Genomic DNA, 14,032 nt, shown 5'->3' on the forward strand with positions numbered 1-14,032 from the left:
GTTCAAATCTGCTCCCGGCAGATTTGTCGCTCCCCCCAGTCACATCGTTATCTATGCTCCTGGGGATTCACTCCCTTGCCGCCTTTAAACAACTCGAAATCCATAGCGTATATAGCGTATTGCGTATCTCAGTAACCGCGGTGGCCCTCACGGTGGCTGACCTTATACAGAAGTGAATATTTCAGCACAATAATAGATTAACCATTCAAAAATCATCATCAGAGCTTTATGCTAAAAATGCCCCTGCAATAGCTATAATTATGCTGAGAAAAGTAGAGCGCGTGCCGTTAGCCGAGAATACATCGCATCTGACAACATTTGGAATGTGGCTGAAAATCGCCAGAAAAACAATGCATTATAATGCATTGATTTAAAAGTAATTAATGACTAACAACAACGAAAATCTCGCCGCGAGCAAAAAATAAACAATCACAGAGTATTTTATCGACAAAAAGCCTATAAATAAAAATATTACACTAGTTGATAGTTATTATATAGGGATATACTCTATGCAAAGACAAAAGTGCTTTATGATTTCACTGCCAACCATCACCTCATTCTGATCGATACGCTACAAGGAGCATTAACATGTTCTCTCCACAGTCACGCTTGCGTCATGCCGTAGCAGACACGTTTGCGATGGTTGTTTACTGTTCTGTTGTGAACATGTTGATCGAGATATTCCTCTCCGGAATGAGCTTTGAGCAGTCGCTTTCTTCCAGGCTAGTGGCGATACCTGTCAACATTTTGATTGCATGGCCATACGGCGTTTACCGCGATCTGATTATGCGCGTCGCGCGTAAGGCAAGCCCGGCGGGATGGGCCAAAAACCTGGCGGATGTATTGGCTTATGTCACCTTTCAGTCACCCGTTTATATTATCATCTTGCTGACCGTCGGTGCCGGCTGGCATCAGATAGTGGCCGCCGTGAGTTCAAACATTGTTGTTTCAATGTTAATGGGCGCGGTTTATGGCTACTTCCTGGATTATTGTCGCCGCCTGTTTAAAGTGAGCAGCTATCATCAGGCTAAGGCGTAAGTTAGCGTCGCGACTGGCATTGCCAGTCGCGCTTTTAGTCGGTTTTTTCGTCGCCAAAAAGCCCATTCAGATAACGTTCTAACGCTATTCGGGAGCTAAAGCCGTGGGGAATACCGTAATGCTCGTGGGTCTCGCCGCCTAAATAGAGCGGAAAATTTTGGTAGTGATCGCAGGTTTTAATATCCGAAGCCGGGTCAGCCAGTGATGAGCTACGGTCTTTTAATCTGGGGTGAATGATCAGCGCGGTACGCCCCATACGCGCCTCGCGGTTAACATAAACATAATTCTCGCCGCGTCGATAACCATACGTCTTATTCGTCACCACATCGACGGTAAACCCTGCCTTTTCCAGTACCCGCGCCACCTCGTCAGGTCGTAAATACATATTTTATCCTCATTCTCTTGTACTGCGGGCTTACCTTACCCGATAGCGCGTTATCAACGCTTTCAGAAAAGTCCAGAAACGCATGATATCGCCGTAACAAGCCTCAGCAGGTAAAAATATGAACTACACTGAAAGCTACATCGAAATCAATGGAGGATCATATGCTTAACAAACCGAACCGAAACGACGTCGATGATGGTGTTCAGGATATTCAGAATGATGTCAATCGATTAGCCGACAGTCTGGAAGATGTCCTTAAATCCTGGGGAAGCGATGCGAAAGACGAAGCCGAGGCTGCGCGACGTAAAGCACAAGCGTTGCTGAAAGAGACCCGGGCGCGGATGCATGGACGTACTCGCGTAAAACAAGCCGCCTGTGATGCGATGGGGTGCGCGGATACGTTTGTGCGTGAAAAACCCTGGTGTAGCGTAGGAACCGCCGCAGCGGTAGGGATTTTTATCGGGGCGCTGCTTAGCCTGCGTCGCTAACGACGTGCGCTGCCGGATGGCGACATACTTTATTGGGCCTGCATCATTGCCGCAGGCCCAGGTCGCGCCATTCGGCGAAACGGTTACTGTATCGCCTGTCGAAGCTGCCATGCGACCTGTTTCGCCATGCCAGCGGAAGTAATATTGGTAAACGACAGTAAAATGCCCCCCTTTCCTGACGAAACCACTCGCCAACGGCTTAGCGCCTGTACCGCCAGTCCGGCCTGATTCGCTTTTGCTACCTGCGCTTTATCATCACCTTCAACCTCAATAACCAATTGAATACCGCCTTTCTGTAATGTCACGACAAATCCCTGTTCTGCCAGCGCCTCTTCAATCCATAACCGTCGCTGAGCATAATGTTGGCGCATCTTTTTCAGATGCCGCCAGAAATGGCCATCACGGATAAAATCAGCCAGCGTGTGTTGCCATAACAACGGTACGCTACAGGGCATCAGCGACGCCTGCTGGCGGAAATGCTCAATCTGCTTTATCGGCACCACCAGCCAGGCGGTACGTAATGCCGGAAAGAGCGACTTACTGAACGTTCCGGCGTAAATCACTCGCTGCGGGGCATCCAGACTCTTGAGCGGCGGAAGCGGTTTACCGTGATAACGAAATTCGCTGTCGTAGTCATCTTCAATAATCCAGGCCTGCACATTCGCCGCCCATGCCAGAAGTTGCCGTCGGCGAGTTAACGACAGCGCCACCCCCAACGGACTTTGATGGGCGGGCGTCACCAATGCAAAGCGTCCCTGCGGGCAATCCCGCATCCCCGCCGCGACATTCAGCCCATCGGCATCGACCGGAATCGGCGCCAGCGTAATCCCCTCCTGCGTTATCACCGGGCGAATTAACGGAAAGCCGGGATCTTCCACCCACATGCTGTCTCCCGGCACAGACAATGTACGCAGGATTAGCCGCATAGAATCCGCATAACCGGAGGTAATAAATACCTGTTCCGGCAGACATTCAATGCTACGTGAAACCCGCAGGTAATCGACTATCGCCTGGCGCAAAATCGCCTCGCCGCAGACGTCGCCTAATGCCAGATCGAAGCGCGTCTGCGTGCGCAACCGACGCCCCATTACTCGCGCCCACTTCTCGCGTGGAAAGAGATCCAGCGCCGGTAACCCCATCTGAAAGGGTTTCGGTTCCGGACTTTCTCCGGCAAAAACGGCGGGTATCGGCGGCGCCGTCTCAAACCGTAGAGCGTTGCTCACAAACGTGCCTGCCTGGCCACGTCGCTCCAGCCAGCCCTGCGCCACCAGCTCGCCATAGGCATTTTCCACCGTGGCGCGAGAAACGCCAAGTTCCTGCGCCCACGTCCGACTGGAAGGCAAACGCGTTCCGGGCGCGAGTTCTCCTTGCTCAATGGCCGTTTTTAACTGACGAGCGATGTGCTGATAGCGCGGCATATGGTCTGCTTTTTCTGTAAAAATATGGCCCTCTTTTACAGACCATTATAGTGCTACAGTGCTCGTCATCAACACGAGGAGAAACATGATGACGACGTTACGCCAACCCTATTATGAACTGAGCCCGGAGGTTTACAGCGCTCTGGTGCAGGCGAAAAACGCGCTGGAAAAGAGCACGCTTGACCTCACTCTGATGGAGCTGATTTACCTGCGTGTTTCGCAAATAAATGGCTGTGCATTTTGCCTGGAGATGCACAGTAAAGCGCTGCGTAAGGCTGGCGTAAATCAAGCTAAATTAGATGCGCTGGCAGGATGGCGGGTAAGTCACCATTTCAGCGAGCAAGAGTGCGCGGCGTTAGCTTGGGCGGAATCGGTGACGCACATTGCTGAAACCCACGCCGAAGATAATGTTTACCTGCCGCTGCTCGATCATTTCAGCGCGCGTGAAATCAGCGATCTGACCTTCGCCATCGGTTTAATGAACTGCTTTAACCGTCTGGCGATCGGTATGCGAATGTGACGCATTGTTGCCGGATGGCGCTGATGTCAGCCAACTCTGTTATGCGTGAACCTGCAGGCCGGATCGGGCGTTCACGCCGCCATCCGGCAAAAATTAGCCATGCCGCCCCTACCCCGCTGCGTTCATCAGCGACGTTAAAATCAATCGAAAATTCCCATATCTTGTATGGTTGAATCTTAATTCAACTACATCTAGTATTTCCTGTATCAACACCCGACAATCCGACGCGTTTCATCGCGCCGTTTTCTCATTTTAAATGGAAATACGAATCATGAGCATTACTATTTACACTCGCAATAACTGTGTTCAGTGCCACGCCACAAAGCGGGCGATGGAAAGCCGTGGATTTGAATTTGAGATGGTGAACGTCGATCTGGTGCCGGATGCAGCGGATACGCTCCGGGCGCAAGGATTTCGTCAATTACCGGTGGTGATGGCGGGCGATTTGAGCTGGTCTGGCTTCCGTCCGGACATGATTAACCGTCTGCACCCGACACCCCACGCGGCAAACGCATGAGCGCGCTCGTCTACTTCTCCAGCAGCTCTGAAAATACGCACCGTTTTATGCAGCGTCTGGGGCTGCCCGCCACGCGTATTCCGCTCAATGAACGGGAGCGAATTCAGGTAGACGAACCGTACATTCTGGTTGTGCCGTCATACGGCGGCGGCGGGATGGCCGGTGCGGTGCCGCGACAGGTGATCCGCTTTTTAAATGATGAACACAACCGGGCGCGCATTCGCGGCGTCATCGCCTCCGGTAACCGCAATTTCGGCGATGCCTGGGGATGCGCTGGCGATGTGATAGCACAAAAATGCGGCGTCCCCTGGCTGTACCGCTTTGAGCTCATGGGCACACAACGCGACATCGATAACGTCCGAAAAGGAGTAAATGAATTTTGGCAACAACTACCCCGGAGCGCGTAATGCAGGAAACCATGGATTACCACGCCCTGAACGCGATGCTGAATCTTTATGATAAAGCAGGCCATATTCAGTTCGACAAGGACCAGCAGGCGATCGACGCCTTCTTTGCCGCCCACGTCCGCCCGCATTCCGTGACGTTTGCCAGCCAGCATGAACGTCTGGAGACGCTGGTTCGGGAAGGGTATTACGATGACGCCGTCCTCGCGCGTTACGACCGCGCCTTCGTCCTCCGCCTGTTCGAGCACGCCCACGCCAGCGGCTTTCGCTTCCAGACGTTTCTTGGCGCCTGGAAGTTCTATACCAGTTACACGCTAAAAACCTTCGACGGCAAACGTTATCTGGAACACTTTGAAGATCGGGTGACAATGGTGGCGTTGACGCTGGCGCAGGGTGACGAAACGCTGGCCACCCAACTGACCGATGAAATGCTTTCTGGTCGCTTTCAGCCCGCCACCCCGACTTTTTTAAATTGCGGCAAACAGCAGCGTGGGGAACTGGTCTCCTGCTTCCTGCTCCGTATCGAAGACAATATGGAGTCGATCGGGCGGGCGGTGAATTCGGCGCTACAACTCTCCAAACGCGGCGGCGGCGTCGCGTTTTTACTCTCCAATCTGCGCGAGGCGGGCGCGCCGATCAAACGCATTGAGAATCAGTCTTCCGGCGTGATCCCGGTGATGAAAATGCTGGAAGACGCGTTTTCGTATGCCAACCAGCTTGGCGCGCGCCAGGGGGCCGGCGCGGTTTATCTCCATGCGCACCACCCGGATATTCTGCGTTTTCTGGATACCAAACGGGAAAACGCTGACGAAAAAATCCGGATCAAAACGCTCTCTCTCGGCGTGGTGATCCCGGATATCACCTTCCGGCTGGCGAAAGAAAACGCGAAAATGGCGCTCTTTTCGCCCTATGACGTACAACGACGCTACGGCAAACCGTTTGGCGATATCGCCATTAGCGAACGGTACGATGAATTAATTGCCGATCCGCACGTGCGCAAAACCTATATTAACGCCCGTGACTTTTTTCAAACACTGGCGGAGATTCAGTTCGAATCCGGGTATCCCTACATCATGTTTGAAGATACGGTAAACCGCGCGAATCCTATTGCTGGTCGCATTAATATGAGCAACCTGTGCTCGGAAATTTTACAGGTCAATAGCGCCTCCCGTTACGACGATAACCTTGACTATACCCACATCGGGCATGACATCTCCTGCAATCTCGGCTCGCTGAATATCGCTCACGTCATGGATTCACCGGACATTGGCCGTACCGTAGAAACCGCTATTCGCGGCCTGACGGCGGTGTCGGACATGAGCCATATACGCAGCGTGCCCTCAATAGCCGCCGGTAATGCCGCCTCTCATGCCATCGGTCTGGGCCAGATGAATCTGCATGGCTATCTGGCGAGAGAAGGCATTGCCTACGGTTCGTCGGAGGCGTTGGATTTCACCAATCTCTATTTTTACACCATTACCTGGCATGCCGTGCATACTTCAATGCGGCTGGCCCGCGAACGCGGCAAAACCTTCGCCGGATTTGCGCAGTCGCGCTATGCCAGCGGCGACTATTTTACGCAGTATTTACAGGACGACTGGCAACCGAAAACGGCGAAAGTCAGAACGCTATTTGCCCGCAGCGGCATTACGCTGCCCACACGAGAAATGTGGCTAAAGCTGCGCGACGATGTGATGCGCTATGGCATCTATAACCAAAATTTGCAGGCGGTGCCGCCGACCGGTTCGATTTCTTACATTAATCATGCGACCTCCAGCATTCATCCGATTGTGGCCAAAATTGAGATTCGCAAAGAGGGCAAAACCGGGCGTGTGTATTACCCCGCGCCGTTTATGACCAATGAAAATCTGGACATGTATCAGGATGCTTACGATATCGGTCCGGAAAAAATTATTGATACCTATGCCGAGGCCACGCGCCACGTCGATCAAGGGCTGTCGCTCACCTTGTTTTTCCCCGATACCGCCACGACCCGCGATATCAACAAGGCGCAGATCTATGCCTGGCGAAAAGGTATTAAGTCACTGTATTACATCCGGCTTCGCCAGTTGGCGCTGGAAGGTACTGAAATTGAAGGCTGCGTATCCTGCGCGCTATAAGGAAAGCCATATGAAATTATCTCGTATTAGCGCCATCAACTGGAACAAGATCCAGGACGACAAAGATCTGGAGGTGTGGAACCGGCTGACCAGTAACTTCTGGCTGCCGGAAAAAGTGCCGTTATCGAATGATATTCCGGCCTGGCAGACGCTGAGCGCCGCCGAACAGCAGCTCACCATTCGCGTGTTTACGGGTCTTACGCTGCTTGACACTATCCAGAACATCGCAGGCGCGCCGTCGTTAATGGCAGATGCCATCACGCCGCATGAAGAGGCAGTACTGTCGAACATCAGCTTTATGGAAGCGGTACACGCCCGCTCTTACAGTTCTATTTTTTCCACGCTGTGCCAGACGAAAGAGGTTGATGCCGCCTACGCCTGGAGCGAAGAAAACCCGCCGCTACAGCGTAAGGCGCAGATTATTTTGGCTCATTACGTCAGCGATGAACCGCTAAAGAAAAAAATTGCCAGCGTCTTTTTAGAGTCTTTTCTGTTCTATTCCGGCTTCTGGCTGCCAATGTATTTCTCCAGCCGCGGTAAGCTCACGAACACTGCCGACCTGATTCGTTTAATCATTCGCGATGAAGCGGTTCACGGTTATTATATTGGCTATAAGTATCAGATAGCGCTACAAAAACTATCGGCAATCGAGCGTGAAGAGTTAAAGCTTTTCGCGCTCGATTTGTTGATGGAACTGTACGACAACGAAATCCGCTACACAGAAGCATTATATGCGGAAACCGGCTGGGTTAACGACGTCAAAGCCTTCTTGTGCTACAACGCCAATAAAGCCTTAATGAACCTGGGTTATGAGGCGTTATTTCCGCCGGAGATGGCAGACGTGAATCCCGCAATCCTTGCCGCGCTCTCGCCGAATGCCGACGAAAACCATGATTTCTTTTCCGGCTCAGGTTCATCTTATGTGATGGGGAAAACAGTCGAAACCGAAGACGAAGACTGGAATTTTTAACCTTACGGGCATGGGAAATAACGTTACATTTTTCATGCCTTTATTTCAATCAATACCGGGTTAAATCGCGCAAATATTACAACATGTCCTACACTCAATACGAGTGACATTATTCACCTGGATTCCTCCAATTCAGGTGGATTTTTGCTGGTTGTCTCAAAAAATATCTCTCCCTCCCCATTCGCGTTCAGCCCTTATATCATGGGAAATCACAGCCGATAGCACCTCGCAATATTCATGCCAGAAGCAAATTCAGGGTTGTCTCAGATTCTGAGTATGTTAGGGTAGAAAAAGGTAACTATTTCTATCAGGTAACATATCGACATAAGTAAATAACAGGAATCATTCTATTGCATGGCAATTAAATTAGAAGTGAAGAATCTGTATAAAATATTTGGAGAGCATCCGCAGCGTGCCTTCAAATATATTGAAAAGGGACTATCGAAAGAGCAAATACTGGAAAAAACGGGGCTATCGCTTGGCGTTAAAGACGCCAGTCTGGCCATTGAAGAAGGCGAGATATTTGTCATCATGGGATTATCCGGCTCGGGTAAATCCACAATGGTACGCCTTCTCAATCGCCTGATTGAACCCACCCGCGGACAGGTACTGATTGACGGCGTTGATATTGCCAAAATATCAGACGCTGAGCTTCGCGAGGTGCGCAGGAAAAAGATTGCGATGGTCTTCCAGTCATTTGCGCTCATGCCACATATGACCGTGCTGGATAATACGGCATTCGGTATGGAATTAGCGGGCATCGCGGCGCAAGAGCGTCGCGAAAAAGCGCTGGACGCCTTGCGTCAGGTGGGGCTTGAGAATTACGCTCACGCCTACCCGGATGAACTTTCCGGTGGGATGCGTCAGCGTGTTGGGCTTGCCCGTGCGCTGGCAATCAACCCTGATATCTTATTAATGGATGAAGCGTTTTCCGCCCTCGATCCATTAATTCGTACCGAGATGCAGGATGAGCTGGTGAAATTACAGGCGAAACATCAGCGCACCATTGTCTTTATTTCCCACGATCTTGATGAGGCTATGCGTATTGGCGACAGGATTGCCATTATGCAAAATGGCGAGGTCGTACAGGTTGGTACGCCGGATGAGATCCTGAATAATCCGGCAAATGATTATGTCCGCACGTTCTTCCGTGGCGTGGATATTAGTCAGGTCTTTAGCGCCAAAGATATTGCCCGTCGCAGTCCGGTCGGCTTAATTCGTAAAACGCCAGGTTTCGGTCCCCGTTCGGCACTGAAATTATTACAGGACGAAGACCGTGAATATGGTTACGTCATTGAGCGTGGCAATAAATTCGTGGGCGTCGTGTCCATCGACTCATTAAAAGCGGCATTAAGCCAGGCGCAAGGGATTGAAGCGGCGCTTATCGACGACCCTTTAGTCGTTGATGCGCAAACCCCACTCAGCGAGTTGCTCTCTCACGTCGGCCAGGCGCCCTGCGCGGTGCCGGTTGTCGATGAAGAACACCAGTATGTTGGCATTATTTCAAAACGTATGTTGCTACAGGCTTTAGATCGCGAGGGGGGTAACAATGGCTGATCAAACGAATCCGTGGGATACCGCACAGGTGGCCGATACTACGACGCAAACGGCTGATGCCTGGGGAACACCGGCAGGCGTAGCCACGGACGGCGGCAGTACCGACTGGTTGAACAGCGCGCCCGCGCCAGCCCCTGAACACTTTTCTCTTCTGGACCCGTTCCATAAGACGCTGATCCCGCTGGATAGCTGGGTCACAGAGGGAATCGACTGGGTCGTCACCCATTTCCGTCCCCTTTTTCAGGGGATTCGTGTGCCGGTGGATTACATCCTTAACGGCTTTCAGCAACTGCTGCTGGGAATGCCCGCCCCTGTGGCGATTATTCTCTTTGCGCTGATTGCCTGGCAGGTTTCCGGCGTGGGCATGGGGATCGCAACGCTGATATCGCTGATCGCGATCGGCGCGATCGGTGCCTGGTCGCAGGCGATGATTACCCTGGCGCTGGTGTTGACCGCCCTGTTGTTCTGCGTCGTGATCGGATTACCGATGGGAATCTGGCTGGCGCGCAGCCCGCGCGCGGCCAAAATAGTTCGTCCGCTGCTGGATGCGATGCAGACCACGCCCGCGTTTGTCTATCTGGTGCCGATTGTCATGTTATTCGGCATCGGTAACGTGCCGGGCGTGGTGGTGACGATTATTTTTGCGCTACCGCCAATTATACGCCTGACGATCCTGGGCATTAACCAGGTGCCTGCCGACTTAATTGAAGCGTCGCGCTCGTTCGGCGCCAGCCCGCGCCAAATGTTGTTCAAAGTGCAACTACCGCTGGCGATGCCCACCATTATGGCAGGCGTTAATCAGACGCTGATGCTGGCTCTCTCGATGGTCGTCATCGCCTCGATGATTGCGGTCGGCGGGCTTGGCCAGATGGTATTACGCGGCATTGGTCGTCTTGATATGGGGCTGGCAACCGTCGGCGGCGTCGGCATTGTGATTCTCGCCATCATTCTGGACCGTCTGACGCAGGCCGTCGGGCGCGACTCGCGTAGCCGTGGTAACCGTCGCTGGTATACCACCGGTCCTGTTGGGCTAATCACCCGCCCTTTCGTTAAGTAACTCTCCTGACGCCCGGTGACGCTACGCTTACCGGGCTTACAACTCCCTACCATAATTAAAGGAACAACGATGCGACATACTGTGATATTTGCCTCAGCGTTTGCCACCCTTGTCACCGCCAGCGCTTTCGCTGCCGACCTGCCTGGCAAAGGCATTACCGTCCAACCTATCCAAAGCACTATTTCTGAAGAGTCCTTCCAGACATTACTGGTCAGCCGGGCGCTGGAAAAGTTGGGTTATACCGTAAATAAGCCGAGTGAAGTCGATTACAACGTAGGCTATACCTCCATCGCCTCTGGCGATGCGACGTTTACCGCCGTGAACTGGCAGCCGCTGCATGATGATATGTATGCCGCAGCAGGCGGAGACAAAAAATTTTACCGCGAGGGCGTCTTCGTCTCCGGCGCTGCGCAGGGCTATCTGATCGATAAAAAAACCGCCGAGCAGTACAACATCACCAATATCGCTCAGCTAAAAGATCCGAAAATCGCCAAAATCTTCGATACCAATGGCGACGGAAAAGCGGACATGATGGGCTGCTCGCCGGGCTGGGGCTGCGAAGCCGTGATCAATCACCAGAATAAAGCGTTTGATCTGCAAAAAACCGTTGAGGTCAGCCACGGTAACTATGCGGCGATGATGGCTGATACCATTACCCGTTTTAAAGAAGGCAAGCCGGTGCTGTATTACACCTGGACCCCGTACTGGGTGAGCGACGTAATGAAGCCGGGTAAAGATGTCGTCTGGCTACAGGTGCCGTTCTCCTCTCTGCCGGGCGAACAGAAAAATATTGATACTAAACTGCCGAACGGCGCGAACTATGGGTTCCCGGTTAATACCATGCATATTGTCGCCAATAAGGCATGGGCGGAGAAAAACCCGGCGGCGGCGAAACTGTTCGCCATCATGAAGCTGCCGCTGGCGGATATCAACGCGCAGAACGCCATGATGCATGCCGGTAAATCGTCTGAAGCCGATGTTCAGGGCCACGTGGACGGCTGGATCAACGCCCACCAGCAGCAGTTTGACGGCTGGGTGAAAGAAGCGCTGGCCGCGCAGAAATAAGATCGTTTTTTATGCCGGATAAAGCGCAGTTCATGCGCCGCTATCCGGCCAACGCAATCTCTCCTCAAAGCGCACGATTCATCACGTCACCGTTCCCCTTTATTCATCAACATCCGCTATGATTGTTTTCCCAGGAAATAATTATCTGAATCACGATTACCATAATGACGAAACCCACTCATGAGCTTAGCCCGGCGCTGATCGTTTTAATGTCTGTGGCCACGGGTCTGGCGGTCGCCAGCAACTACTATGCCCAGCCGCTGCTTGATACCATCGCGCATCACTTTTCGCTTTCCGCCAGCTCCGCAGGGTTTATCGTTACCGCCGCGCAGTTGGGCTATGCCGCTGGCCTGTTGTTTCTGGTGCCACTCGGCGACATGTTTGAACGCCGAACGCTGATTGTCTCCATGACGTTGCTGGCAGCTGGCGGAATGCTGATCACCGCCAGCAGTCAGTCGCTTAGCATGATGATACTCGGAACGGCCTTAACCGGACTGTTCTCCGTGGTGGCGCAGATTCTGGTTCCGCTGGCCGCCACGCTTGCGACGCCCGCCACCCGCGGTAAAGTGGTCGGCACCATTATGAGCGGCCTGTTGCTGGGGATCCTGCTGGCGCGAACGGTCGCCGGACTGCTGGCAAACCTCGGCGGTTGGCGCACCGTATTTTGGGTAGCGTCGGCGCTGATGGCGCTGATGGCCGTCGCGTTGTGGCGCGGACTGCCAAAGCTCAAATCCGACACCCATCTTAACTACCCGCAACTGTTGGGTTCTGTATTCAGCCTGTTTATTCACGATAAGCTGCTGCGTACCCGCGCGCTGCTGGGCTGTCTGACCTTTGCTAATTTCAGCATCCTCTGGACATCAATGGCCTTTTTGCTCGCCGCGCCGCCGTTTAGCTACTCCGAGGGGATGATTGGCCTGTTTGGCCTGGCGGGGGCCGCCGGCGCTTTAGGCGCGCGTCCGGCTGGCGGATTTGCCGATAAAGGTAAATCTCACCTCACCACCACGTTCGGCTTACTGCTGCTGTTACTCTCCTGGCTGGCTATCTGGCTTGGGCACACCTCGGTACTGGCGCTGATTATTGGCATTCTGGTACTGGACCTCACCGTTCAGGGGGTACATATCACCAATCAGACGGTCATCTATCGTTTGCATCCGGATGCGCGTAACCGGCTCACCGCCGGCTATATGACCAGCTACTTTATCGGTGGCGCCGCGGGGTCGCTGATTTCCGCCTCCGCCTGGCAACATGCCGGCTGGGCTGGCGTTTGTCTGGCGGGTGTCACGGTAGCCTTACTTAATTTACTGGTCTGGTGGCGAGGTTTTCACCGACAGGAAGCCGTAAATTAAGCGGATAGTGAGCGTTTACCTTTGTTTAAGCTCCTTAGGGTGTTAAGGAGCTCCCCAGTCTGTTAAGGTTATGCTATTCATTTATCATGGTTATTTTTATACCGGTGAAGAATAATATAATTCTATGGAAAGCCCTGCATCCCCATCTGCTCCCAGGCCAATAGCGCCCGTTCAAGGATTCGAAGGTCGTTCACCGATAGCTATCCGTGATATTTCGGTGGCTTTTGCATCGGGTTGTAAGGCCGTTTACCCGGCTTTCGCCCCTCCCGCTTATCGTTCTCTCCTGATTTTTTCATGCAGGCACTCACGCTTTTCTCGTCATTCCTGGATTTGCCGCAGGCGGCGCTTTACCGGGCCCAATGTTCCCGCTGGCGTCTCAGTCTGCGTATCATTGGTTGCTTTATAGCCTGAAAGAATGATTTTGTATTAATAATACATTTACTTTATTTGTCACTGTCGTTACTATATCGGCTGAAATTAATGAGGTCATGCCCAAATGGATAGTTCGTTTACGCCCATTGAACAAATGCTAAAATTTCGCGCCAGCCGTCACGAAGACTTTCCTTACCAGGAAATTCTTTTGACTCGTCTTTGTATGCACATGCAAGGCAAGCTCCTGGAAAACCGCAATAAAATGCTGAAGGCTCAAGGGATTAACGAGACGTTGTTTATGGCGTTGATTACGCTGGAGTCTCAGGAAAACCACAGTATTCAGCCGTCTGAATTAAGCTGCGCGCTGGGTTCATCTCGCACCAATGCGACACGCATTGCAGATGAGCTGGAAAAACGAGGCTGGATTGAGCGTCGTGAGAGCGATAACGACCGCCGTTGCCTGCATCTGCAATTAACGGAGAAAGGTCAGGCATTTTTGCAAGAAGTGCTTCCGCCTCAGCATCATTGTCTGCATCAACTCTGGTCATCACTTAGCACTGCCGAAAAAGATCAACTTGAGCACATCACTCGTAAACTCCTGACGCGTCTTGATCAAATGGAGCAGGAAGGCACTGTTCTTGAGGCGCTGCGCTAAAGCGCCGACCCGCTCAAAAATCCAGATTAATAACAGGAAAGCGGACAGGCCGGCACGCGTTACTGCTGGCCTTTCTGACAACAGGTCGGCTCAGCCGATGTGAATAATAAGATCGTG

At 52.5% G+C, this 14,032-nt stretch carries 14 protein-coding genes; 12 read left to right on the top strand and 2 right to left on the bottom strand.

Going from position 1 to position 14,032, the window contains the following annotated elements:
* The first annotated feature begins 588 nt into the window (after window positions 1-588).
* Entirely contained in the window at window positions 589-1,038 is a 450-nt protein-coding gene (alaE, locus tag ACH0WD_RS03125) for an L-alanine exporter AlaE (protein WP_000492669.1), read from the top strand.
* 34 nt (window positions 1,039-1,072) lie between these two features.
* Here alaE and ACH0WD_RS03130 read toward each other — a convergent pair whose 3' ends face one another.
* Complete coding sequence (locus ACH0WD_RS03130) at window positions 1,073-1,423, bottom strand: DUF2002 family protein (protein ID WP_000281305.1); 351 nt, start codon at window positions 1,421-1,423, stop codon at window positions 1,073-1,075.
* 161 nt (window positions 1,424-1,584) lie between these two features.
* On the opposite strand from ACH0WD_RS03130, the gene ACH0WD_RS03135 reads away from it, so the two are divergent.
* The gene (locus tag ACH0WD_RS03135) at window positions 1,585-1,911 is read left to right on the top strand and encodes a DUF883 domain-containing protein (RefSeq protein WP_001650455.1); all 327 of its coding nucleotides are present in this window, start codon (window positions 1,585-1,587) and stop codon (window positions 1,909-1,911) included.
* A gap of 83 nt (window positions 1,912-1,994) precedes the next feature.
* Here ACH0WD_RS03135 and ACH0WD_RS03140 read toward each other — a convergent pair whose 3' ends face one another.
* A complete protein-coding gene (locus tag ACH0WD_RS03140; RefSeq protein ID WP_001138466.1) occupies window positions 1,995-3,329 on the bottom strand; it encodes a PLP-dependent aminotransferase family protein in 1,335 nt (444 codons plus the stop codon).
* Window positions 3,330-3,417: 88 nt separating this feature from the next.
* Here ACH0WD_RS03140 and ACH0WD_RS03145 point away from each other — a divergent pair, with 88 nt between their 5' ends.
* From ACH0WD_RS03145 to mprA, 10 genes are all read left to right on the top strand, one after another.
* Window positions 3,418-3,849 carry a carboxymuconolactone decarboxylase family protein gene (locus ACH0WD_RS03145; protein ID WP_000209807.1) on the top strand — a complete coding sequence of 144 codons (432 nt, stop codon included), beginning with the start codon at window positions 3,418-3,420 and terminating at the stop codon, window positions 3,847-3,849.
* Between the two features lie 271 nt (window positions 3,850-4,120).
* Window positions 4,121-4,366 carry a glutaredoxin-like protein NrdH gene (gene nrdH / locus ACH0WD_RS03150; RefSeq protein ID WP_000028870.1) on the top strand — a complete coding sequence of 82 codons (246 nt, stop codon included), beginning with the start codon at window positions 4,121-4,123 and terminating at the stop codon, window positions 4,364-4,366.
* Window positions 4,363-4,773: a class Ib ribonucleoside-diphosphate reductase assembly flavoprotein NrdI gene (gene nrdI / locus ACH0WD_RS03155; RefSeq protein WP_001275401.1), complete on the top strand. Its 411-nt coding sequence runs from the start codon at window positions 4,363-4,365 to the stop codon at window positions 4,771-4,773. Before nrdH ends, nrdI begins: the two co-directional genes overlap by 4 nt.
* Window positions 4,746-6,890, top strand: coding sequence for a class 1b ribonucleoside-diphosphate reductase subunit alpha (nrdE, locus tag ACH0WD_RS03160; RefSeq protein ID WP_000246620.1), 2,145 nt, complete (start codon window positions 4,746-4,748; stop codon window positions 6,888-6,890). The genes nrdI and nrdE overlap by 28 nt, the downstream gene beginning before the upstream one ends.
* 10 nt (window positions 6,891-6,900) lie before the next feature.
* Window positions 6,901-7,860 (top strand): class 1b ribonucleoside-diphosphate reductase subunit beta, encoded by a 960-nt coding sequence (gene nrdF, locus ACH0WD_RS03165; protein ID WP_000777903.1) that lies wholly within the window; start codon window positions 6,901-6,903, stop codon window positions 7,858-7,860.
* A gap of 354 nt (window positions 7,861-8,214) precedes the next feature.
* A complete protein-coding gene (gene proV / locus ACH0WD_RS03170) occupies window positions 8,215-9,417 on the top strand; it encodes a glycine betaine/L-proline ABC transporter ATP-binding protein ProV (RefSeq protein WP_000985529.1) in 1,203 nt (400 codons plus the stop codon).
* Window positions 9,410-10,474, top strand: coding sequence for a glycine betaine/L-proline ABC transporter permease ProW (proW, locus tag ACH0WD_RS03175; RefSeq protein ID WP_000775021.1), 1,065 nt, complete (start codon window positions 9,410-9,412; stop codon window positions 10,472-10,474). The genes proV and proW overlap by 8 nt, the downstream gene beginning before the upstream one ends.
* Window positions 10,475-10,543: 69 nt before the next feature.
* Entirely contained in the window at window positions 10,544-11,539 is a 996-nt protein-coding gene (gene proX, locus ACH0WD_RS03180) for a glycine betaine/L-proline ABC transporter substrate-binding protein ProX (protein ID WP_001216613.1), read from the top strand.
* 164 nt (window positions 11,540-11,703) lie between these two features.
* The gene (locus tag ACH0WD_RS03185; RefSeq protein WP_000165758.1) at window positions 11,704-12,888 is read left to right on the top strand and encodes an MFS transporter; all 1,185 of its coding nucleotides are present in this window, start codon (window positions 11,704-11,706) and stop codon (window positions 12,886-12,888) included.
* 496 nt (window positions 12,889-13,384) lie between these two features.
* Complete coding sequence (gene mprA, locus ACH0WD_RS03190; protein ID WP_000378431.1) at window positions 13,385-13,915, top strand: transcriptional repressor MprA; 531 nt, start codon at window positions 13,385-13,387, stop codon at window positions 13,913-13,915.
* Window positions 13,916-14,032: the final 117 nt, after the last annotated feature.

It is taken from the genome of Salmonella sp. 2020_1395, from assembly GCF_043848115.1.
Taxonomy (GTDB): domain Bacteria; phylum Pseudomonadota; class Gammaproteobacteria; order Enterobacterales; family Enterobacteriaceae; genus Salmonella; species Salmonella enterica.

Coding starts and splice junctions, on each gene's coding strand:
- alaE (WP_000492669.1), top strand. CDS start 589: ATGTTCTCTCCACAGTCACGCTTGCGTCATGCCGTAGCAGACACGTTT.
- nrdF (WP_000777903.1), top strand. CDS start 6,901: ATGAAATTATCTCGTATTAGCGCCATCAACTGGAACAAGATCCAGGAC.
- ACH0WD_RS03130 (WP_000281305.1), bottom strand. CDS start 1,423: ATGTATTTACGACCTGACGAGGTGGCGCGGGTACTGGAAAAGGCAGGG.
- ACH0WD_RS03185 (WP_000165758.1), top strand. CDS start 11,704: ATGACGAAACCCACTCATGAGCTTAGCCCGGCGCTGATCGTTTTAATG.
- ACH0WD_RS03135 (WP_001650455.1), top strand. CDS start 1,585: ATGCTTAACAAACCGAACCGAAACGACGTCGATGATGGTGTTCAGGAT.
- ACH0WD_RS03145 (WP_000209807.1), top strand. CDS start 3,418: ATGACGACGTTACGCCAACCCTATTATGAACTGAGCCCGGAGGTTTAC.
- nrdI (WP_001275401.1), top strand. CDS start 4,363: ATGAGCGCGCTCGTCTACTTCTCCAGCAGCTCTGAAAATACGCACCGT.
- mprA (WP_000378431.1), top strand. CDS start 13,385: ATGGATAGTTCGTTTACGCCCATTGAACAAATGCTAAAATTTCGCGCC.
- proV (WP_000985529.1), top strand. CDS start 8,215: ATGGCAATTAAATTAGAAGTGAAGAATCTGTATAAAATATTTGGAGAG.
- nrdH (WP_000028870.1), top strand. CDS start 4,121: ATGAGCATTACTATTTACACTCGCAATAACTGTGTTCAGTGCCACGCC.
- proW (WP_000775021.1), top strand. CDS start 9,410: ATGGCTGATCAAACGAATCCGTGGGATACCGCACAGGTGGCCGATACT.
- ACH0WD_RS03140 (WP_001138466.1), bottom strand. CDS start 3,329: ATGCCGCGCTATCAGCACATCGCTCGTCAGTTAAAAACGGCCATTGAG.
- proX (WP_001216613.1), top strand. CDS start 10,544: ATGCGACATACTGTGATATTTGCCTCAGCGTTTGCCACCCTTGTCACC.